General features: G+C 68.6%; 19 protein-coding genes and 1 pseudogene. 6 read left to right on the forward strand and 14 right to left on the reverse strand.

The features are described from left to right. The first annotated feature begins 7 nt into the window (after positions 1-7). Positions 8-379 (forward strand): VOC family protein, encoded by a 372-nt coding sequence (locus tag GNX95_RS14480; protein ID WP_163507588.1) that lies wholly within the window; start codon positions 8-10, stop codon positions 377-379. Here the strand turns inward: GNX95_RS14480 and GNX95_RS14485 are convergent. The 4 genes from GNX95_RS14485 to GNX95_RS14500 all read right to left on the reverse strand — a co-directional run bounded on the left by GNX95_RS14485 (position 367) and on the right by GNX95_RS14500 (position 4,687). Continuing rightward, a complete protein-coding gene (locus GNX95_RS14485; protein WP_163507589.1) occupies positions 367-2,073 on the reverse strand; it encodes a DUF4185 domain-containing protein in 1,707 nt (568 codons plus the stop codon). The two genes, GNX95_RS14480 and GNX95_RS14485, sit on opposite strands and share 13 nt — an antisense overlap. A 73-nt stretch (positions 2,074-2,146) precedes the next feature. Then, a complete protein-coding gene (locus tag GNX95_RS14490; RefSeq protein ID WP_246281646.1) occupies positions 2,147-2,923 on the reverse strand; it encodes an isoprenyl transferase in 777 nt (258 codons plus the stop codon). Positions 2,924-2,931: 8 nt separating this feature from the next. Beyond that, a complete protein-coding gene (gene recO / locus GNX95_RS14495) occupies positions 2,932-3,657 on the reverse strand; it encodes a DNA repair protein RecO (protein ID WP_163507591.1) in 726 nt (241 codons plus the stop codon). 7 nt (positions 3,658-3,664) lie between these two features. Further along, positions 3,665-4,687, reverse strand: a complete 1,023-nt coding sequence (locus GNX95_RS14500; protein ID WP_163507592.1) for an iron-siderophore ABC transporter substrate-binding protein — start codon at positions 4,685-4,687, stop codon at positions 3,665-3,667. A gap of 240 nt (positions 4,688-4,927) precedes the next feature. On the opposite strand from GNX95_RS14500, the gene GNX95_RS14505 reads away from it, so the two are divergent. Next, positions 4,928-5,962: a M4 family metallopeptidase gene (locus tag GNX95_RS14505; RefSeq protein WP_163507593.1), complete on the forward strand. Its 1,035-nt coding sequence runs from the start codon at positions 4,928-4,930 to the stop codon at positions 5,960-5,962. A 131-nt stretch (positions 5,963-6,093) separates the two neighbouring features. Here GNX95_RS14505 and GNX95_RS14510 read toward each other — a convergent pair whose 3' ends face one another. Continuing rightward, the gene (locus GNX95_RS14510) at positions 6,094-6,897 is read right to left on the reverse strand and encodes an alpha/beta fold hydrolase (protein WP_163507594.1); all 804 of its coding nucleotides are present in this window, start codon (positions 6,895-6,897) and stop codon (positions 6,094-6,096) included. A gap of 87 nt (positions 6,898-6,984) precedes the next feature. On the opposite strand from GNX95_RS14510, the gene GNX95_RS14515 reads away from it, so the two are divergent. Both GNX95_RS14515 and GNX95_RS14520 read left to right on the forward strand, forming a co-directional pair. Next, positions 6,985-8,091 (forward strand): hypothetical protein, encoded by a 1,107-nt coding sequence (locus tag GNX95_RS14515; protein WP_163507595.1) that lies wholly within the window; start codon positions 6,985-6,987, stop codon positions 8,089-8,091. A gap of 16 nt (positions 8,092-8,107) precedes the next feature. Further along, a complete protein-coding gene (locus GNX95_RS14520; protein WP_163507596.1) occupies positions 8,108-8,389 on the forward strand; it encodes a protealysin inhibitor emfourin in 282 nt (93 codons plus the stop codon). Here the strand turns inward: GNX95_RS14520 and pdxR are convergent. Next, positions 8,376-9,731: a MocR-like pyridoxine biosynthesis transcription factor PdxR gene (gene pdxR, locus GNX95_RS14525; protein WP_246281599.1), complete on the reverse strand. Its 1,356-nt coding sequence runs from the start codon at positions 9,729-9,731 to the stop codon at positions 8,376-8,378. The genes GNX95_RS14520 and pdxR overlap by 14 nt on opposite strands. A gap of 46 nt (positions 9,732-9,777) precedes the next feature. Between pdxR and GNX95_RS14530 the strand changes: the two genes are divergently transcribed. Both GNX95_RS14530 and GNX95_RS14535 read left to right on the forward strand, forming a co-directional pair. Further along, on the forward strand, positions 9,778-10,401 hold the full coding sequence (locus tag GNX95_RS14530) for a pyridoxamine 5'-phosphate oxidase family protein (protein ID WP_163507598.1): 624 nt from the start codon (positions 9,778-9,780) through the stop codon (positions 10,399-10,401). A 55-nt stretch (positions 10,402-10,456) separates the two neighbouring features. Next, entirely contained in the window at positions 10,457-12,268 is a 1,812-nt protein-coding gene (locus GNX95_RS14535) for a protein kinase domain-containing protein (RefSeq protein ID WP_163507599.1), read from the forward strand. Here the strand turns inward: GNX95_RS14535 and GNX95_RS43180 are convergent. From GNX95_RS43180 to GNX95_RS14575, 8 genes and pseudogenes are all read right to left on the reverse strand, one after another. Further along, a pseudogene (locus GNX95_RS43180) lies at positions 12,265-12,404 on the reverse strand (transposase); the annotation flags it as partial. The gene GNX95_RS14535 and the pseudogene GNX95_RS43180 sit on opposite strands and share 4 nt — an antisense overlap. A gap of 11 nt (positions 12,405-12,415) precedes the next feature. Continuing rightward, positions 12,416-13,363, reverse strand: a complete 948-nt coding sequence (locus GNX95_RS14545) for a DUF222 domain-containing protein (RefSeq protein WP_246281600.1) — start codon at positions 13,361-13,363, stop codon at positions 12,416-12,418. 25 nt (positions 13,364-13,388) lie between these two features. Next, positions 13,389-13,736 carry a hypothetical protein gene (locus GNX95_RS14550; RefSeq protein WP_163507601.1) on the reverse strand — a complete coding sequence of 116 codons (348 nt, stop codon included), beginning with the start codon at positions 13,734-13,736 and terminating at the stop codon, positions 13,389-13,391. Positions 13,737-13,812: 76 nt separating this feature from the next. Then, complete coding sequence (locus tag GNX95_RS43185; protein ID WP_343034848.1) at positions 13,813-14,571, reverse strand: IS3 family transposase; 759 nt, start codon at positions 14,569-14,571, stop codon at positions 13,813-13,815. Next, entirely contained in the window at positions 14,532-16,772 is a 2,241-nt protein-coding gene (locus GNX95_RS14560) for a transglutaminase TgpA family protein (protein ID WP_163507602.1), read from the reverse strand. Before GNX95_RS14560 ends, GNX95_RS43185 begins: the two co-directional genes overlap by 40 nt. Beyond that, the gene (locus GNX95_RS14565) at positions 16,766-17,965 is read right to left on the reverse strand and encodes a DUF58 domain-containing protein (RefSeq protein WP_222853576.1); all 1,200 of its coding nucleotides are present in this window, start codon (positions 17,963-17,965) and stop codon (positions 16,766-16,768) included. The genes GNX95_RS14560 and GNX95_RS14565 overlap by 7 nt, the downstream gene beginning before the upstream one ends. Before the next feature lie 6 nt (positions 17,966-17,971). Continuing rightward, a complete protein-coding gene (locus tag GNX95_RS14570) occupies positions 17,972-18,967 on the reverse strand; it encodes an AAA family ATPase (protein ID WP_163507603.1) in 996 nt (331 codons plus the stop codon). A gap of 27 nt (positions 18,968-18,994) precedes the next feature. Continuing rightward, positions 18,995-21,712 carry a fibronectin type III domain-containing protein gene (locus tag GNX95_RS14575; protein ID WP_163507604.1) on the reverse strand — a complete coding sequence of 906 codons (2,718 nt, stop codon included), beginning with the start codon at positions 21,710-21,712 and terminating at the stop codon, positions 18,995-18,997. Positions 21,713-21,911: the final 199 nt, after the last annotated feature.

Below are 21,911 nucleotides of genomic sequence, written 5' to 3' on the forward strand. Positions count from 1 at the left end.
GCACGAGATGACCGACGACTTCCGGCCAGCCGGCTGGCATTGCGTGACACCCAGGATCGTCGCCAGCCAGCCGGACGCGCTGGTCGACTTCGTCCGTGCCGTGTTCGACGCCGACGGCACGTACGACGCCGGCCGGCCGACCGAGCTGCGGATCGGCGACTCTCGTCTGCTGATCAGCGGCACCGGCGAGCGCGAGCCGATGGCGGCGTTCCTTTACGTGTACGTCCCCGACACCGACGCGACTTTTCGCCGCGCGATGGCCAACGGTGCCGAGTCGATCGAGGATCCGGCCGCCCAGCCATACGGTGACCGGCGCGCGATGATCCGCGACCCGCACGGAAACCTGTGGCAGATCGCCACGCACGGTCAGCCGTCGTAATAGACCTCCAGCTCGGCGATCGAGGTGAAGTACGAGCTGCCACCGGGCTGGCCGACGATCCGAACGCCGTCACCCCAGGTGCGGTCGAAGGTCAGCTCGTAGGTTTTCTCACCGGCAGTGGAATCGTACGAATAGCTCGGCGTGGTTTTCAGGCCGGTCACGTCGATCCAGCGAAACGCCTGCCGCACCTGGACGCGCAGGCCACCGCCCGAGCGGGTGAACCAGCCGCCGTCCGCGGCCATCGTGCCGGGGCTGTAGACGACACGATTCATCTTGTACGCGCGCGAAAACGCGTAGCCCCAGAAGTCGACGGCCTTGACCTGGCCGTCATAGCTGTCCTCGGTCAGCTTACGGTCGCCGTCGTTGTAGTAACTGCGATGCGCGCGATGTGCCGAGACCTGGATCGGCGTCACGTCGGCGCCGGTGCGTGCCAGGTTGTTGTGCGGGTTTGGCTGGTTGACTGGCAAAGTCGGCCGATAGGGGGTGACCCGCAGCCGGCGCAGGTTGAAGTTGTAGTTGTCCTGCGGCTTCGGATACGGCGCCGTCCACCAGTTGCTCTGCACCCACATGTCGCGGCCGTCGGGGCTGACGAACTTCGCCGGGATCGTGGTGCCATAGCCGCCGTTTTTCGGCGTGTGCACCGGATCGCTCATCTGATACCACTCGGTCAGGCCGAAATCCTCGACCAGGAACCGCTTCCACGGCCCCCACGGCGTCGGCGCCTCGTAGAACTCCCAGGTCGGGTCGGTCCACGACGTGTAGAGATAACGCTTCAGCGGCGCGTTGTAGAGCACGCCGCCCTGCGAGATGACCGTCAGGTTTCCGGTTTTTCCGGGCAGTGGCTGGGTAAACCGGCGCGTCTCGTCGTGCAGCACGGCGACCTTGTCGGCGATGTCCTTCCCCCAGGTCGGCCGGCCATACTTCAGGCCGGTGAAAAACCGCCACTTCGACCGGTCCTGCACGGCGTCGGCCGGCACCCGCGCGAGATAAAGATCGACCGGATCCGGCACGGTGTCGGTGTTGGAGTCGCGCCAGTTCCAGTCCAGGCCGTACGCGTAGACGTACGAGCCGTCGTGCGGTCCCAGCGCGTGCCGCGCGTGCTCGGAGTTCTTGCCGAAATCCAGGAAGAAGATCGTGGTGAACCGGTGGTCGGTGAACATCGCCTCGGTGGTCTTCTGCCACGTACGACCGTGGTCGTCCGACCGCGAGATGCTCGCGTTTGGCACGTCGTCGAAGGCGTTCGTGCCGGATTTGAGGTCCTGCACGGCGAGATAGAGCACGCCGTCGACGCAGACCATGCCGGTCGGTTTGCGGTTGTACTGCGCCGGATCGGCCCAGACGTTGCCGAGCGCCTCGGACTCGGCCAGTTTCTCGCCGGTCAGCCCGGATTCCGGCGTGCCGTCGATCCGGTTCATCACGACGTCCTTGAACGGCTGGTCGCTGAAGCCGCGGCCGTCGCCGTTGGCCGAATACAGCGCACCGTCGTCGGCCCAGCACGACGGCCACAGGTCGCCGTCGCTGCCAGGCGCCGCGACCGTGCCGGCGGATTCCACGTATACGGTGGAAAAGAACGTGCTCGGCGTGTCCGACGGCACGGCGGACGCCGAAGCCGGCGTGCTGCCCAGACCAACGACACCAACGGCCGCGGCGCCGGTGGCGGCGCGCAGGAACGTACGGCGATCCAGCTCAGTCATCGAGCCCACCTCAACAGAAATCGATTTCTGATCACGCTAGGCAGCGCGCCGAGGCACTGTCAAGGCGACGACCTCAGGTGGTCTCGGGCACCGGGTTGGGCACCGCTCCGCCATAGCGCCGGTCGCGCGAGGCGTAGACCTCGCAGGCGTGCCACAGATGCCGGCGGTCGAAATCCGGAAAAAGCGTGTCCAGGAACACCATCTCGGCATAGACCGACTGCCAGGGCAGGAAGTTGGACGTACGCTGCTCCCCCGACGAGCGGACGAACAAGTCGACGTCTGGCAGGTCCGGTTCGTCGAGATAGCGCGCGAAAACCGCCTCGGTGATCCGGTCGGCGTTCACCCGGCCGTCGCGTACGTCCCGAGCCAGCGCGGCGGCGGCATCGACGATTTCCGCGCGGCCACCGTAGTTCACGCACATGTTCAGCGTCATTTTGGTGTTATGCCTGGTCATCCGCTCGGCCGTCTCCAGCTCGGAGATGACGCTGCGCCACAGCCTCGGTCGGCGACCGGACCACCGCATCCGTACGCCACGCGCGTTGAGCTCGTCACGGCGACGCCGCAACACGTTTCGGTTGAAGCCCATCAGAAAACGCACCTCGTCCGGCGAGCGTTTCCAGTTTTCGGTGGAAAACGCGTACACCGACAGGCATTTGACCCCGAGCTCCAGGCAGCCGTCGACAATGTCGAACAAGGAAAATTCGCCTTGCTTGTGGCCCTCCGTACGCGGCAGGCCGCGCGCCTTGGCCCAGCGGCCGTTGCCGTCCATCACCAGCGCGACGTGCACCGGCACCAGATCCGCCGGGATGTCCGGCGGCCGCGCGCCGCTGGGATGCGGCAGCGGATCCATCAGCGGGCTCACCGTTGTACCAGCTTCAAAGACCTCAGTCCTCGCTCCAGGTGCCATTGCAGGTGCGCCGCGATCAGTCCGGACGCGTCGCGGCGGGCCGGCGGCTCGCTCGCGTCGGCGTCATCCCAGTCGCCCGACAACAACGCGCGCATCAGCATCATGCTCGCCGGCGACGGGTTGCTCGAACCGTGCGGTTTGCAGGTGCCGCACACCAGGCCGCCGGCCGGCACCGAGAACGCCCCGTGCTCGCCTTCCAGGCCGCACACCGCGCATTCGTCCAGCGCCGGCGCCCAGCCGGCGACCGCCATCGCGCGCAGCAGATACGCGTCGAGGACCAGCGACGACGTGTGCTCGCCGGTGGACAGCGTACGAAGCGCGCCGATGACCAGCAGATACTGCCGGAGCGCCGGCTCGTGGTCCTCGGTGAGCCGCTCGGCGGTCTCGGCGATCGCGCTGGCGGCGGTGTAGCGCGGATAGTCCGACGCGATGTCCCGGCCGTACGGCGACAGCGTCTCGACCTGGCTGATCACGTGCAGCGAGCGGCCGGTGGCCAACTGCACGTCGACGTGGTTGAACGGCTCCAGCCGCGCGCCGAACCGGCTGGTGGTCTTGCGGATGCCTTTCGCGACCGCGCGTACCCGGCCGTTGCGCTTGGTCAGCAGCGTGACGATGCGGTCGGCCTCACCCAGCTTCTGCAGGCGCAGCACGACCGCGTCATCACGATAAAGAGGCACGCAGCCATCATCCCACCTGAGGCCGCGTCTCCTTCCTCGCCACGGCGGTGGCGAGCGGCGGCACGAACCCGTCGAGGAAGTACGGGATGCTCAGGACCGTGCTGAACCCCATCGCGGCGTTGAGCGACTTCGCGCCGTTGTCGAGATAGACGGCGGCGCCGCGGCGTACGACGTTGAGGCGCTGGAACAGCGGGTCCTTGTCCAGTGCGGCCCGCGAGGCCTGGTCGTAGATCAGCACCACCAGCACGTCGGCGTCGACCAGATCGAGTTGCTCTCGGCTCACGTCCATGTAGAACTTGTCCTTCGGCATCCGCCGGTTGACCTCGTCCGGATAGCGCAGGCCGAGCGCACGCACCAGCCGGCCGCGCGGATCGTCCGCCGCGAGCACGCCGTAACCGCCCTTGTTGCCGGCCGAGCCGTCGAGCACCGCGACCGTGCGGCCCGCGAACTCCGGATGCGCCGTACGCGCCGCGGCCAGCTTCGCCTCAGTGGCGGCGACCAGCTTCTTCGCCTCCGCCGCCTTGCCGACCGCGACGCCGATGGTGTTGGTCATGTCCTGCCACGGAGTCGTGTAGTGCGCGTGGCCTTTCGCCTGCGCGACGGTCGGCGCGATCTTGGACAGCTGGTCATACTCGGCCTTCGTCAGCCCGGCGTACGCGCCGATGATCAGGTCGGGCGTCAGCTTGGCGATCTTCTCGAAGCTGAGCTCCTCGGAGCCGAGCACCACCGGCCTGGAGCCGTCCAGCGCGGCCGCGGTCCACGGCCAGGCGGCGTACGGCTTGCCGCCAAACCACTCGCGTACGCCGACCGGTCGAACACCGAGCGCGAGCAACGGGTCCTGGTCGACGTAACCGACGGTCACCACGCGTTTCGGCGGTGCCGGGATCGTCGTACGGCCAAACTCGTGCTCGACGGTCACGCCGGCGCCGGTCGGCTGGCCGGTCCGTCCGCCGCCGCAACCGGACACCAGAGCTGTGGCCGCGAGCGTCGCCAGGCCGCCGAGGACCTGCCGGCGGGTTGCTGTGGGCACCGAGAAACCGCCTCTTGCTGGAGGAATGGAACGGACGGCCTCAGTATCTTGATCGCGCCAGCACCAATCAATAGGTTTGCCTAACCTTATTAGATGGCTCACGACCGGACCGGTGACAATGCCGGCGAATCCGGCGCGGCCTTAAAAGCCGCGGTGTCACAGGGCCCGAGCGGCTTCCCTGGAGTGCACTAATCCGTTCGGACGGTTGCGCTCGAGCGTCACCATGTGTAACTGTGGTGTATGCGTACCGTTAACTGCATCCTTCCACCGCACATCGTCAACCGACTCGGCCAGAACGCCGACGCGGCCCTGCGCGACATCGCCGCCGCCACGCTCGCCATCGACGCGCGGATGCGCGACCAGGACCGCAAGCCACAGCTGCGCGGCGCTCTCCCCGACCAGCCGCACCTGGAGCGCCGGATCAGCGACGCGCAGGGCAGCGAGGACCTGCCCGGCACGCCGATCCGCGCCGAGGGGGATCCGCCGGCCACCGACGAGACCGTCAACGAGGCGTACGACAAGCTCGGCGCGGTCTTCAAGTACTACCTGGACGTCCACAGCCGCAACGCGCTCGACGGCGCCGGCGGTCCGTTGCTCGCGACCGTCCACTATGGACAGAAGTACGACAACGCCTTCTGGGACGGCACCCAGATGGTGTTCGGCGACGGTGACGGCAGCATTTTCGTCAACTTCACCAAATCTCTGGACGTGGTCGGCCACGAGCTGACCCACGGCGTGTCCGCCGACGAGGCCTCCGGCCTGCTCTACCAGGACCAGCCGGGCGCGCTGAACGAGTCGATCTCCGACGTTTTCGGCTCCATGGTGAAACAGTATGCGCTCGGCCAGGACGTCACGCAGGCCGACTGGCTGATCGGCAACGACATCCTGGGGCCGGACTTCCACGGCATCGCGCTGCGTTCGATGGCCGCGCCGGGCACCGCGTACGACGACCCGCAGCTGGGCAAGGACCCGCAGCCGGCGCACATGTCGAAATACGTCCACACGCAGGACGACAACGGCGGCGTACACATCAACTCCGGCATCCCCAACAAGGCCTTCCACGACGCGTCCGTCGCACTTGGTGGCCACGCCTGGGAAACCGCCGGCAAGGTCTGGTATGCGGCGCTGCTCGACCCGGCGATGGACGGCAGCCTGGACTTCGCGACGTTCGCCGGTGTGACCGTACGCGTCGCGCACACGCTGCCCAACGGCGACAAGCTCGCGTCCGCCGTCGCCAACGCCTGGACCGGCGTCGGCGTCCAACCCAAGTCCTGACCACGGTTTTCGGTCTGAAGATGTCCGGATCGAATGTGGAAACTGGGGCACTTTCGCCGCGACAGGTGCCCCCAGGGCCTGTTTCGAAACAGACCCTAGTTTCCACACTCGATTTCCTGACCACCTGTCGGTCAGTTGAGGCGGGTGGACCAGGCGTCGATCGCGGCGCGGAACTGCTCGGCGTGTTCCCAGTACGGGAAATGACCGCATTCCTCGAAAATCCGCAGCTCAGCAGCCGGAATGCCGGCGGCGATCCGCTCGCTGTTGGGCAACGGACACTGCGGATCCTGCCGGCCGCAGATCACCAGTGCCGGACAGCTGATCTCCCCCAGCCGGTCCTCGACGTCGAAGCCGGCGACCGACTGACCGAAGGCCATCATCCGCGGCATGGAAAATCCGCCGGCGCCAAACTCCGGCGGCTGCGGCGTACGCTCCGGATCGTAGACACTGGCGCGAAAAACCGCCTCCATGTATGCCTCGGTGTCGCCATTGGCCATCAACTCCCGCATCCGCATGCCAAACTCGGCCGCGTCGGGACCGTTGGGGTCATACATGCTGCCCTCCATGAACCGCCGGCTCGCCGCCGTGCCGACCAGCACCAGCCCGGCCACGCCGTCCGGATCGGCCAGGGCGACCTGCAGCGCCACCATGCCGCCGGTGGACGACCCAGCCAGCACCCATTTCTCGACGCCGAGCGCCTTCCGCGCCGCCACCAGGTCCTCGACGAACCCACTCATCGTCAGGTCACCGTCGTCGCGTACCGGCCCTGACTCACCGATGCCACGCGGATTGATTGCTTTGACGCGAAAATGTCGCGCCACCGCCTGCGCGAGCGCTCCACTCGCCGTCACCCCGTTGTACTGGTGGAAGACCGCCGCGTCCGGACCGTCGCCGGCCTCCTCGTACGCGAGCCGACCACCAGAAACCTCGATCACGTCATCGCCTCCTTGGCCACATCCCTCGCCGGCACCATGACACACCTGCCAACCGACTTCGCTTGCCGGGTCGTGGATGCTGGCGGGATGGCATTGGCGTTGGTCATCGTCGCGGCGACGGTCGCGGGTCTATTGCTCGGCTCACGGCCCGTCACCGGCGAAGGCCGCGGACGGCCGGCGATCTGGCTCCTTGGCGTGACAGCGCTGATCTTCCTCAACCAACTGCTGTTCACCATCTACGTCGTACGCGTCCATGGCGGCGACCCAAGCTTTGTCGCGCGTTATCTGCCGGCCGGCTGGTTCGACCTGGCCCGCGGACCATTCGTCGACGCGCTCGCAAATGCCTTTCCGTTGCCGCACCTCCTGGCTCCGACCGTCCTCAACGTGCAGGCATTCCTGGAGCTGCCGTTCGTCGTTTTCGCTTATCTGACGGTCTGTCGCTGGTACGGCATCAGCGCCTCGCATCTGGTCGCGCCAACCGCGGTCTCGTGGACGGCCACCTTCTGCCTGATCGAGTGGTCGCTGCACAATCCGTACACGATCGCCGACATCGTCATCCGGGTGATCTCGATGATCGCCGTTGTCGCGCTGGCACACCGAAAAGGCGGATCGACAGAAGAGGCGGTCGACCTCGTCGGCCTGCTCATCTTCGCGATTTCGGCTGGAGCACTCGGATATCTCGTCTTGGTCGTCTACGACACCGCGCTGCTCTACAACCTCGGGCACCTGCCGGCACAGCTGCCTGGAGCGATCGTCGCGGCCGTCGTCCTCGTGGCGGCGAGGCTCGTCCGGCGTACGCCAGGGCGGCCTGGCATCGGCGTCGACACGATCGCCACGTCGTTTCGCTGGCTGATCCTGCTCTTCGCGGTGCCGGCGTTGCCGCTGCGCTATGGCCTGAGTTTCGGCTCGCGGATCGCCGAGATCGTCGCCGCGCTGGCCGGTCTGGTGATCGCCGGATTCGCCTGCGCGTACGGCGTGCGTGAGGCTTTCGCCCGTACGCCTGGCAATCGGCTCGCGTCGATCGCGGAAATCGGCGGCGCGCTGCTGGTCGGTGCCGCAGCCGGCGCCCTGATCACGTTTGCGACACCTGGTTATCCGGAGCTCAAGCTGCTCGCCGGTGCGGCCACGGCCGTGCTCGTGACGACCCTGTCGTGCGGTGTCATCGACAGAGTCCGCCAGCGCGTGGCAGGCTGACTCCAGGGGGTAGCCGATGAAGATCACCGTCGTACGCACCGGTGGGATGGCCGGCCTGCGGCTGGAGAGGTCGGCCGACACCGCCGACGACCCCGAGCTGGCCGGCCTGGTCGAGCGGGCCGGCCTGACGCCGATCGACCAGCCGGACGGTCCGCCGCGCGCCGCCGGCCTGGTGCCCGGCTATGCGGACCGCTACACGTACGAGATCAGCACCGACGACGGCCGGCACCACACCGCCGGCGAGACCCAGCTGAGCGAGCCGCAGCGTACGCTCGTCGACAGGATCATGAAGTCCTGACCGTCTCGGCCAACGCGGCCAGCGCCGGCTCGTACGCGTGCGCCGGTGGCGTGCCGAAGCCGATGATCAGCCCCGGATCGGCTGGCCGCGAGCAGTACGGTCCGACCGCTCGCAAGGCGAGTCCCCGCCGGCGAGCACGCGCGAGCACGCGCGCCTCGGAAATGGCCAGCGGCAGCATCACCTGCAACCCGGCTGCGGTGCCTATGACCTGCGGAAACAGCGCGCGCAGCCGGTCCAGCCGGCGCCGGTAGGCGACCCGCGAGCGGCGGACGTGGCGATCGAAGTCGCCGGAGCGGATCAGCTCGGCCAGCACCAACTGGTCGACGCTCGCGCCACCACGGTCGAGCCGTTCCTTGCGCCGCAGCAACGCCGGCATCAGTCCGCCTGGCGCGACCAGCCAGCCCAACCGGAGCGCCGGCGCCAGTGTTTTCGTTGCCGTACCGGCATAAACGACCCACTCGGGGTCGAGCGCCTGCAGCGCGCCGACCGGATGCCGGTCATAGCGAAACTCTCCGTCATAGTCGTCCTCCACGACGTACGCACCACGCTCGCGAGCCCATCGCGCGAGGGCCGTACGCCGGTCGGCCGACATCGTGGCGCCGCTCGGATACTGATGCGCGGGCGTCACCAGCACCGCGCCAGCCGCGCTGCCGGCGAGCAGGTCCACGCGCAGTCCTTCGCCGTCGCACGGCACCGAGTGCACGGACAGGCCGGCGTCGGCGACGATTTCGCGATACAGCGGCGAACACGGATCCTCGACCGCGAAGGTCGTCACGCCGCGTTCGCGCAGCGTGTCGCACACCAGTCGCAGCGCCTGGTTGAAGCCAGCGCAGACCAGCATGCGGGCCGAGTCCGTGACGACACCGCGTACGCGGCCGAGGTATTCGCTCAACGCCGCTCGCAGCTCTGCCTGTCCACGCGGATCGCCATAGCCGAATGTGTCGTGCGGCGCGTCGCGGACGACCCTGCGCATGGCCGCGAGCCAGGCCGTACGCGGAAAGGCCGACACGTCCGGCGATCCCGGCGTCAGGTCCCAGCGCGGTGTCCGCGGCCGCCGATCGTGAGCCCGCGGCTGAGCCGGCGGCGTCCACGCGACCCGTGTCGGCGCTCCTTGCCGGCAGTGCAGATAGCCCTCCGCGGCGAGCTGCTGATAGGCGGCGAGCACCGTACGCCGCGCGACTCCGAGGTCGCCGGCCAGCGCGCGTGTCGACGGCAGCACGGCACCGACGCTGAGCTGGCGCGACCGGATCGCCGCGCGCAACGCCGCCTCGATGCCACTCCGCCGACCTTCCGCTGGATCCAGCCTGAGCAGCAGGTCGCGACTGGTGCACTCAACGTCCACGAGACTGGAGCATAATTGTGCACCAGTTGCGCATAGCGTGGCAGCCATGACCGACACCAGAGCGCTCGTACGCCGCAAATCGCAGCGCGCGTCGTACGACTGGCAGGACGCCGCCGACATCCTCGACGCGGCGCCGCTGTGCCACGTCGCCACCGTCCGTGACGACGCACCGGTGGTGCTGCCGATGGCACACGGACGGCTCGAGCGTGACCTCGTGCTGCACGGATCGGCTGCCGCCGGCCTGTTCCGCGACTTCCGCAACGACAGCGCGGTCTGTGTGACCGCGACTCTGTTCGACGGGGTCGTACTCGGCCGCTCGGCCCGCTATCACTCGATGAACTACCGGTCCGTCGCCGTCCACGGCAGGCCAGTGCGGATCGAGCAACCCGATCTGGTGCGGGCGGCCCTGCGCGCGGTCGTCGACCACGTCGTGCCGGGACGCTGGACGGACGTACGGCCACCGACGCCGGCGGAGGTGCGCGAGACCGGCATCTGGCGGCTGCCGATCGAGATCTTCTCCGTCAAGCGCCGCGAGGGACCGCCGCTCGACCCCGAGGAGGACCGCGACCTGCCCGGCTGGACCGGCGTCATCCCGTCCTGGCAGGCGTACGGCGAGCCGCTGCCGGCAGCCGGATGTGGCGGCGAGCGGCCACCGCGGACGCCTCGCTGACGGCATTGTCGTGACACGCCGGTCACCAGCCGGCGTGTCACGGCACAATGAGCACATGAGCACGGGTGGACACGGCGGACCGGCAGCGGGTCCACCCGGTCCGTGGCGGCCGGCAGGTGCGCCACCACCTGCGCCGACGCCACCATCTGGCCCGCCGCCTGGTGCGACGCCGGAGGACGACGGTCCGGCCGCCGGCATCAGCGGCTACGGCAAGCTGGAGCTGTTCGCGCACGGCGGCTCGGCGCTGATCTACCGCGGCGTCCAGGAGCGCGTCGGCCGGGTCGTGGCGATCAAGGTGCTGACGGTCGACGAGCAGACCACCTCGCACCACATCCAGCGCGAGCTCGACCTGACCGTACGGCTGTCCAGCCATCCGCACATCGTGTCGATCATCGACACCGGCACCACCGCGACCGGCAACCCGTACATCGTCATGGAGTACTGCGAAGGCGGATCGTACGCGGAGATCCTGCGCAAACACGGTCCACGGCCGGTCGGCGAGGTCGTCGACATCGGCATCAAGATCGGCGAGGCGCTGCAGGCGGCGCACGGTGTGGGCATCATCCACCGCGACGTGAAGCCGCCCAACATCCTGCGCTCGCGCTTCGGGCCGGCGCTGACCGACTTCGGCATCTCGCGCGCCGCCAACGACATGTCCAGCACGTACACACTGGACAAGCTCACGCCATACCACGCCTCGCCGGAGGCGCTGGAACGCCGGCCGCAGTCGTTCCGGTCCGACATCTACAGCCTCGCCTCGACGCTCTGGCACCTGTTGGCCGGCCGCGCGCCGTTCATCGACACCAGCGAACAGGTGCAGGACGCCGTCCAGTTCCGGCTGCGCGTACTGACCGCGCCGGTGCCGCCGTTGCCGCGCGACGACGTACCCGGCTGGCTCGAGGCCGAGCTGGTCAAGGCGATGTCCAAGGACGAGCAACAGCGGCATGCGACTGCGTTGGAGTTCGCGCAGGCGCTGCGTGACGGGCCGGCCAAGGGCCAGCAGGCCTGGACGCCGCCGAGCTGGTCGCCGCAGGACTACGCGACCGATCCGTGGTCACCGAGCAGCGCGCCGCCGGCGACGCCGATGGCTGGCCCCGATCCTGACCGTACGGTGGTGTCGCGGCGCGAGGAGTCGACCGGGGTGCCGCGAGCCAGCGCACCCGTACGTCCAGGTGACGCGACGGTCTCGACCGCGGCGCCGGTCGTCGAACCGACCTCGGTGCCGCCGAGCACGTCGCCGTGGGCCGCGCCGCCGGCATCGTCACCGCCGGCCGTGTCCTCCCCCGCCGGGCCACCGCCACCACCGGCGACGCCGCCACCGTCGTACGCGCCGCCACCGTCGTACGCACCGCCGCCACCTTCGGCGACGCCGCAGCCGTCGTACGCGCCGTACTCACCGGCGCCGTCGACACCTCCTGTGGCGCCAAAGCAGGACGAGCAGCCACCGCGCCGCCGAGGCATCGGTGTGCCCCTGCTGGTCGCCGCGATCATCGGCCTGGTGCTCGGACTCGCGGTCGTGGCGGTGCTCGGCGGCGGCTCACTGCTGCGGCCGAGCACCGACCCGACACCGTCGCCGATCACGCTGACCAAGGCAAACGCGCCGACCGACATCAAGATCGACGACCAGGGCGGCATCGTGGTGCTGACCTGGAAAGATCACACCGACGGCCGGGCGAGCTACCTGATCACGTACGTGCGGCAGGAAGCCGGCGCGCATCCGGACACCAAGACCAGTGGCCCGGCGACCTCGTTCAAGCTCGCCGGCCTGGACGAGACGGTCGACTACTGCTTCACCGTCGGCGCGTTCCTGAGCGTCAACAACCTGGCCGCCGCCGACCAGGTGTGTACGCACCGCCGCTCCAACTAGGGTCGAATCATCGCCAATTTGATCATGGTTTCGGAATTTTTGGTGAGACGTTCGTAGCCGCGGGCCAGGCGGCGGTTGCGGATCAACCAGCCAAAGGTCCGTTCGACGACCCATATCGCGGTAATACTTGGAAGCCTGCGCCTCGTCTCAGCTTTTGGTTGCTGAGGCGAGGAAGCAAGCGTTTGTGTTGTTGGTTGGTGGTCCACCTGTTCGGTTCAGCCGTACAGGTGGTAGGTATTTCGGAGCGGCTTTTGCTCGTAGTCCACATCGAGTGGTGGGATGAACTCCGGGTGGCCGTTGTTTATCCGTATGGTCCAGTTGGTGTGGTGAATTTCGCGATGATGGCGGTCGCAGAGCAGCGTGCAATTTTCCAGGCAGGTGGTGCCACCATCGACCCACGACACAATGTGATGTCTCGTGTGCCGGACTGGTCGGGTGCATCCGGGCCGGGTGCAGCCTTTGTCTCGTGCGATCAACGCTTTCCGCAACTCTGGACCGGCCAGCCGCTCCTTGCGGCCCACGTCCAGCGGTACGCCCTTCGGAGTCGAGGATGACCGGAATAATGTCCGCGTCGCAGGCCAAGCGCCGGGCCGTTTCGGGGCTGATGGTCAGGCCTTCGTACGCGCGCGCCACACCCAGGCAGTCGCGGAGCATTTCCCAGGAGATGGTGACGGTCAGGGGCGGCCGCTCCGCGCCCTGGATCGGCAACTTCCCCGCATCAGCCACGAGGTTGAGAATGTCGGCCAGCGCGTCACCGTTACGCTCGGCGGCTGACCGAGGATCGGGCTTGCCGTCCTCACCTTCCGGCTTTGCCAGTGGGGACAACACTTCCTGCAACAAGCAACCTGTCTCCGCGTCGAGGATGCCGCGCAGCGCGAGGCGGCCGTCGCGGCCGGTGTGCAGATGCAATTCACGACGCGGCTTGGCGTCTTCTTTCTCCGATGGCGCCGCGCCGTCCGGGTCCAGATAGGCATGCAAACGGGTGCCGAGCCGATAGAGACGACCAGCATCCATATGCTTGGCACCCTCGACCATCGCCGCCTCAGCCTCACGCCGCTGCTGGAAATCCACATGCGCCGGCAACCTCGTGATCACCGTACGAATCGCGTCCAACTGCGAATCAGCCAGATCGCCCGCGGCGCACCGCCTCGGCGGCGATGTCCAGCTTCGGCGCCAACATTTCACCGGTCAACGCCATGCCCGGACAGAACGCGCGAGCGCGCTGCACCCGGCGACTGGCCTCGGTCGGGGAGAGCAGCAACTGGTCTTCCAACAGCTGCTGGATGTTTTTCGCCTCCAGCTGCTCGTACGCCTCTTTATGCTCAATCGCCTTCACGATATTCAACACCCGCGCCGCGGCCTTGCGATACTCCCGCTCGGCGACACGCAGCATCGCGGCCAGCACATTCGCGTCTCCTTCCGGCCATGGGTCACCGACTGGCGCGGTGGCGACGGAAGGAGTGGTCATGCCTCCAATAATACCGGCCACACCGACAAAACCACGCCACAACGCATCCGCGAATGGCCATTTTCTCTGCCCCGCGTCAAGGAGTTGGCAGGATTTTCTTTGTTTGAAATGTCGGGGCGGTGGGGTCGGCCAGGCCCAGGTGCACCTCTCGCGTCGGTTCCAGGCGATGGCTTCGTGAGGGCGGATCTGGTTGTACTCGCGCCGGTAGTCCTCGGCGCGCTTGGCGAGGATGAGTGCGTCGTCGATTTCGTCGATGCAGAGCCGCTCGTATTTCAGCGTGCCGAACCCGCGCTCGCGTGACCCGATTGTGCCCGGGCGACTTGACCCGGGTACGGACGTGCGCCAGCTCGGGGTGGGCGGTGATGAACGCTTCGAATCGGAACGAGCGGAACGGCCCGCCGTTGTCGGTGACGATGGTGACCACCGGCAGTGGCTCACCGGTGTCGGGGTCGACCTCGCACTTCGACCAGTAGTCCCGGCAGCCGGCCAGCCACCACGTGCCGCCGGCGGTGGTCTCGAACTCGCTGAAGTCCAGCTGCCACACCCGGTTCGGGCCGGTCGGCTCAGCCGCGAACGCCGCGTTCCTGCGTTCGGCCAGCTTGCGGCGTTCCCGCTGGTAATGCGCGGGCAGGATCAGGCCCTCGTCCCGCAGTAGCCGCAGGACGGTGGCCTCGGATACGACGTGGCCGTCGTGGCGGACCATCGCCCATACCTTGCGGTGTCCCCACGCCGGATGCTCCAGGGCGCACTTGAGCGCCAAACAACGACATGCCGACGAGAAATGACAAACTACTATCAGGACCAGGTCAGCGGCCGCGGATTGACGCGCCACCACAGGCGACGCAACCGCCCGCGATGCCGCAGCAACGCCGACTCATACCCTTGCGCGAACGCCACCGCGCGCGCCGCATCCGCCTCGACCGCCGAGCCGGCCGAGAAGCTGACGCCATTGACCAGGTCGGCCAACGGCTGCAGCGGCGGCAGGCCGCCGAAAACGTCGTCCGGATCATCCGAGACACCGGCCTGATCCGCGGTGCGTACGGCCCAGGTCGCGATCTCGGTGGCGCTCAGGTGCGGCGGCGGCCGGCGGCGGTCGAGCCGGAGCGCGTCGAGCACCTCGGCCCAGGAGCCGACGATCCGCGCGGCCGGATCGCGCGCGGTCAGCCGCGCGTGGCTGCGACGCCGACGCGCGTACGCCAGACCCGTGCAAATGCCGGCGAACACAAGGAAAACCGCGAGCACCGTCCACAGTGGCCAGAGGCGCAGCAGGAGCGGCGCCGGCGGCCGCGGCACGTCCGGATCCTGGCCCGGCCCCTTCTTTCCCTGCGGTCCCTGCAAATCGTCCAGCTGCTGCTGCTTGACCTGCTGGTCCTTCTTGGCCTGCGGGGTCAGCGCCTCCTGCGGCGGCTTCGTCGCGCTGGTCGTCGGCGTCGGGTCGAAGGCCACCCAGCCTGCGCCGGAAAAATACACCTCCGGCCAGGCAAAGGCGTCTCCGCTGCGGATCACCCAGCTGCCCTTGCCGACGTTGTTGCCGGCGTGAAACCCGACCACGACACGCGTCGGCAGGCCGATAATCCGTGCCAGCAAGGCAAAAGACGCGGCGAACTGCTCGGAGGTGCCGCGTTTCCCGTTCTTGGCGGTGAGAAAAAACCGCAGCGTGGCAAAGCCGTGTCCGCTGGCGGCGTTCGGATCGAACGCATACATCGACTTCAGCCGTCGCTCCAACAGCAGCGCTCGCTGGTACGGCGTGTTGGCCTGCTTGGTCATCGCCTGCGCCAGCGCCACCAGCGTCGGCGGCGTGCCTGCCGGCACCGTCAGGTCGGCGGCCACCTCGCCCGTCGTCGGCGTGTCCGCGGTGACCAGCTGGCTGGCCGGCACCTCGCGCACCTCCGAGGTGACCGTGTACGTGAGGCCCGGCTGCAAACCCTGCGGACGTACGAGGCAGCCGGTGTCGTCGACGGAGGCCTGCACACCGGTCAGCTGCCGCGGCGCGTCGACCGCAGGCAGCCACAGGCCGTTGAGTCCGACGACGGTGATCCGTTGTCGTACGCTCTGCACCGGTCCGCTCGCGCCGGCGATCGTCGGCAGGACACTGCCGGCCGACCGGTACGCCGACGACGGCGTCCACGCCAGGCCGTCATAGTTGTCCAGCACGGCCAGCCGTATGCGCTGTGGCGCCGCGCTCTCCACCCGCAGCAGCACGTCGTTGGGGCGCTGAGCCCAGCCGGAGATCTCGCCGAGCGGGTTGACCTGGTCGAGCCGCTGCTGCGGCGGCGTCACGTACTTGCGCGGGTCGACCGGGTCACCGCTGCGCAGGTCGGCGATCGCCGGGCCGACCACGATCACCGCGCCGACGAAGATGATCACCGCGAGCAGGGCGCTCACGCCGGCGCGCAGTCGGTGCCGGACCGCACGCCGTACGCCGCCGCTCGGCCGTGAGGCCGCCAGCGCGACCGCCGCCACGAAGATGAAGGCCAGCATCGCCGGCACCGAGCCCGGCGCGTTCGGCCCGATCAGGACGAGCGCCGCGACCAGCGCCAACACCGCTGGCAGCAGGCCGAGCAACGCGCGACCGGCGCGCAGCACGATCTCGGCACCGGTCGCCGCCGCCAGCCAGCAGATCGCGAGCGGCAACACGAGAGTCGCCGGCGTGACCTCCACCGGGATCGTCGCGGTGAGCACCTGCGCGCCGGTGTTGCGCAGCGCGCCGAGGTAGAGCGCGACGTACGAGCCCGTGTCCATCGACGGTACGACGTACACGACGACCAGCGTCAACGCGATGAAGGCGACCAGCGAGACCAGCGCGGAGAAGATCACCCGCAGGCGCGACAGGTTGACGCCGACCGCGACCACCAGCGCGCCCGCCGCCGCGATCGCGACCCACGGATAGAGCGCCAGACCGGAGTAGATCCGGCCAAGCACCGCCACACCCAACCCCACCGCCACCACGACCGCGACAGCTGACACCAATCGGCTGACCAACGACCTCATGGCGGTCGCCGGCGGCGGAACGTCACCTTCGCGAGAGGTCACCATGCCGGCACCGCGTTCCACTCGTCGGCGAAAGCCGCCGCGTCGGCGGCCGCGATCAGCGTGACGCCAGGCAGCGTCGCGGCACGCGGACTGCCGGCTCCGAAGGCGCCGATCACGACTGTCGGATAGACCTCCGACAGCGCCGCGGCCTGGTTGAGCTCGCCGCTGGCAGGCGCGTCCGACGCACCGGTCAGCAGGATCGCGGTGTCCCCGCGCCGCCGGTGCCGCAGCCGCTGGATCACCGAGCCAAACGGCGTACCCGTCACCGGCTGCACCTCGGCCAGCAGGTCGAGCAGCGGTTGTACGCCGATGTCCGGGCCGCCTTCGATCAGCGCGCCGCTGGCCAGGTGCAGGTCGACGGTCAGGCCGCTGCCGACCACCGCGGTCACCACCGAGGCCGCCGCGTCGACCGCGTCCTCGAAGCCCTCGTCGGCGTACACCTCCGGCCGGTCGTCGAGCACCACCGCGATCCGCGGCAGGCTGGTGTCGACGTGCTCGCGGACCATGAGCTGGCCGATGTGCGCGGACGTACGCCAGTGCACGTGCCGCAGGTCGTCGCCGGCCACGTACTCACGCAGCGCGTGGAAGGTGATGCTGCCGTGCTGCACCTTGTCGACAATGCCGTCCAGGCTGCGGTTGGTGCCGACCGGCACGTGCAGCAGCGGATGTACGCGCGGATGCACCCAGACGCGCGCGGCCTGACCGTACGGCCAGGCCAGCCGCACCAGGCCCAGTGGATCGCGGCGGGCGATCCGCAGTGGACCCACGTCGACGATGCCGCGGCGCCGGGTCGGCACCTCGTACGTCGTCGTGATCTCCTCGCGGGGCGACAGCCGGATCGCCTGCAGCGGCTGGTCGACCTCGAAGTCGCGACCGGCGCAGCGGTCGGAGCCGATCAACGCCGCCGACCGCCAGCGTGAGCCGTTGCGGATGTGTACGACGCCGAGGCACTCCTGACCACGCGCCACGCGCGCCGGCTCCACCTTGCGGTCGACGCGCAGCGGCGGCCGCGACGCGACCCAGACGATCGAGCCGATCGCCGCGATCAGGCCGGCACAGCCGAGCACCACGAGGTCGGAATAGCCGAAGAACAGGCCGGCGCCGACCAGCACCGCCGAGGCCACCGGCAGGCCGATGCCGCGCGGGGTCAGGCCTCTGGTCACGAACTCGCCGACGCGGCGCCACACGGATGCCACCAGCGTCTAGTCCGACCCGGCGCCTACCGGCTGCGGCACCGCGACCGCCTCCAGAGCCTGCCGCAGCACGCCGTCGGCCGTGCTGCCGCGCATCTGCGCGTCGGGTGCGAGCAGCAGCCGGTGCGCCAGCACCGGACCGGCCAGCTCCTTCAGGTCTTCGGGGATGACGTACGCGCGTCCTTTGGACAGGGCCCACACGCGCGCCGCGCGGGTCAGCGAGATCGCGCCACGCGGACTGACGCCGACGCGCACCTCGTCCAGGCTCCGCGTCGCCGCCGCGAGGCGTACCGAATAGAGATAGAGCGGGTCGGCGATGTGCACGCGCGAGGCCAGCGTCACCAGCCGCGAGATCGTCTCGGTGTCGGTGACCGGCCGCAGCTGGTCGACACTGCGTCCGGCGGCCGCGCCGCGCAGCACCTCGACCTCGACGCGCTCGTCCGGATAGCCGATCGAGATCCGCATCAGGAACCGGTCGAGCTGCGCCTCCGGCAGCCGGTACGTCCCGTCCATCTCGACCGGGTTCTGGGTGGCCACCACCATGAACGGCCGCGGCACGTTGTGGCCGACCCCGTCGACCGTGACGACCTGCTCCTCCATGACCTCCAGCAGCGCCGACTGAGTCTTGGGCGAGGCCCGGTTGATCTCGTCGGCCACCACCACGTTGGCGAAGATCGGGCCCTGGTGAAACTCGAAGTTTCGGTTGGCCTGGTTGAAAATCGTCACGCCGGACACGTCGGAGGGCAGCAGGTCGGGAGTGAACTGGATGCGCCGCCACTGGCCGCGTACGCTCGCCGCGATCGCCCGCGCCAACGACGTCTTGCCGACGCCGGGCACATCCTCGACCAGCAGGTGGCCCTCGGCGAACAGCGCGGTCAGCGCGAGCCGTACGGCGTGGTCCTTGCCGAGCACCGCATGCTCCACATTGGACACGACCCGGTCGAATATCTCGACGAAACCCTGCACTTCCTGCGGCGTGGGTGGCTGTTGTGCCGGTGCGGTCACCCGATCACTCCATTGTGGACGGTCATGTCAGCATTTTGGCAGGTTGTTGAGTTCGCTGTCCGACTGGTCCATGTACGCGCCGACCGAATAGCCGTCGAGCTCGGTCCAGACCCAGATGTTGCTCTGGCGTCCCTTGCCACCGTTGAGATTCTTGTACTCGTCGACCTGGTTTCCGGTCTGCGACCGGTAACCGGTGCTGTAACACATGGCGTCTTTGCTCGCGTGCTTCGGGAAACGCGTCGGCGTACGCGGTCCCAGATTGGGATCCGAATCCGGCGGTGTCTTGTAGACACCGAGACTGCAGTCGTTGTCGGGACTGTAGTCGCAGCTGTTCGTCACCGTGAACACCTTCGACTTGGCCTTGTCGGTGACTTTCCCGGTCCTGCCGGTCGTCGACTTCGCCGTAATTGTGAAGTCGTAGTTCGTACTGGCCTTGTCAACCTTCACGGATCCAGACGTGCAGCTGGTGCCAGCGCTCTTCCCGTCAATGGTGATGTCACACGTACCGGCCGGTCCGCCGTGCCAGTCGACGGTGAACTTCACGGTTGCCTTGGTGTAACTGTCGCTGATCTTGTCGGTGACGTCGATCGTCGGCTCCGGATCGTCGGCCTTCGTGTCGATCTCGGCGGTGTCGCTGCTGCCGGCCGCGTTGACCGCGGTCAGTGAGAACTTGACCTGTGCGCCCGGCTGCAGGCCAGTGACCGGAAACTCGGTCTGGTCGGCGGCGATGTCCTGTTCGTGGCCGTTGATGACCGCCTTGTACGGCTGCAGCGCCTTGCCGTTGTCCTTCGGCGTACCCCACTTGAAGGTCACCGAGGTCGCCGTCGTGTTCTTCACCTCGACGGTCGGCTTGTCCGGCACCGTGTACGGCGCGACCGCGGCCGACGGCTGACTCGGCTGACCCGAGGTGACCAGACCGTTGGCGGTGACCGTGAAGGTGTACGAGTCGCCGTAGTTCAGGTTGTTCGGCTGGACCGTGTACGTCGACTCCACGCCACCGTCGAAGTCCTGCGTTCCGTTGGGACCCGTCGCGGTGATCTTGTGGCCGGTGATGCCGGGGCCCTGGTCGAGCGGGTCCTTCCACCTGACCTGGACGGAGCCGTCCTTCTGCGGCGTGGCGGTGACGTTGGTCGGGATGCCGGGCACGTCACCGGTCGGCGTGACCGGGTTGGCCAGCGTCGCCGGACCGCTGCCGACGCGGTTTCGCGCGGTCACCGAGAAGCGGTATTCGACACCGTTGGTGAGGCCGTCGATGGTGGCCGACCGACGACTGGCCGGTACGACGACCGACGAGCGACCCTCGGCGGTGATCACGTACGAGTTGACCGCGCCGCCGCTGCTCGGCCGGCGCCAGCTCAGCTGGACGGACTTGTTGCCGGCGGAGGCCTGCAACCCGGACACCGATCCCGGCGCGGTCAGCGCCGGCGTGTTCTGGCCGCCGTTGCCGTTGTTACCCGGCTGGCCGCCGTTGCCCTGCGACGGCGCGCCGTTGTTGCCCTGCTCGCCAGTGGGGTTGGGGGTCGACGTCGGCGGAGCCTGTCCTTCGCCTTCGTCGGTCGCGCCTGGCACGTCCGGCGGATATTTGTCCACGTCCAGCTTGTTGCCCTGGCCGTCGACCACCACCGCGTGCGGCGAGCTGGGCGCGTTGATGACCAGGTGGTCCTCGCGCACCTCCAGCTCGATCGGGCCGTTGGCGTCGGGGATGGAGATCGGCTGCTCCGGCTGGCCGGTCAGGCCGAAGATCTGGACGGCGTGCGAGGTGTTGTCGGCGACGTACACGCGGCCACCGAAGACCACCGCCGCGCCGAGCGCCCGGCCGGCGCCAGGCACCTGCACCTTGTCGAAGGAGGTGCCGTTGACCAGGAAGACCGTACGCGAACCCGGCTGCGTGACCGGGATGACGCCGTCGGTGTGGTCGGGCACGAGCACCGGACCGCGGATCGAGGTCGCGACGACCGACGCGACCTTGCTGCCGATCACCGTCGACACCCTGCCGTCGGTGGTGTCGATGATCGCCGACCCGGACCGCAACGCGGTCATCGCCAGCTCGTGGTTGGGCGGCGCCACCTTGGCGGTCGCGAGCACCTGAGCACCCGGCGCGCTGTTGGCGGCCTGCGCCGCGCGCTGGTCGGTGTCGCCGCCGCTGCTGCCGACCGCGACGACGGTCCCCTGGCTCGGTACGGCGAACCAGACGCGGCCGGTCTGGTCGGCCACGCCACCGGACAGCGGCGCCGCGAAGGTCTGCGGCGCGCCGATCCTGGCCAGGGTGGTCGGGTTGATCTGCTGCACCTGTCCGGACAGGTTGTTGACCAGATATCCGGTGTCGCCGGCCAGCACGACGCGTACGCCCTGGCCCTGCGGGCCCTTCGCGGTGGCGGTGTGGCCGAGCTGGTTGAGGTCGAGCGAGGTGATCTGGCCGGTGTCCAGGTCGCGTACCAGCACGTGCTGGTCGGTCTGGGTGACCTCGACCCGGTGGCCCTGCGCGTCGCTGAGCGGCACCCGCTGGTCGACCTTGCCGGAGGCGGTGTTGACCCGGCCGACCTCACCCTTCTTGGCCGACCAGAGCCAGACGTTGCCGTCGGAGATGTTGAGGACGCGGCTGGCCGCACCGGCGCCGAACACCGTCGCCAGCATCGAACCGAGCAGCACGGCGACCACGCCAACCGAGGCGAACCCGCCGGAACCGGACAGCCGGCCGCGCAGGGCGGCGAGCGGGCCTGCCGGCCGGCCTGGGCTGTCGGTCATCGCATCCCCGTTGGTAAGTGGCGTCTCGGGACGCACCAGCGGACTTCAATTACCGGATCTGCTTCATCGTACGCTGAGCAACCTACCCACTTCCGATCTTCCGCTGACCTGCGGGGATGCCGGGTCGTTCGGCCGGGAAAGTGGCATTTGTCAACCGTACGTACGCCCCCAAACACCCCGTTTGGTCGCATGGCCACCA

This window comes from Fodinicola acaciae, from assembly GCF_010993745.1.
GTDB classification, from domain to species: Bacteria; Actinomycetota; Actinomycetes; order Mycobacteriales; family HKI-0501; genus Fodinicola; species Fodinicola acaciae.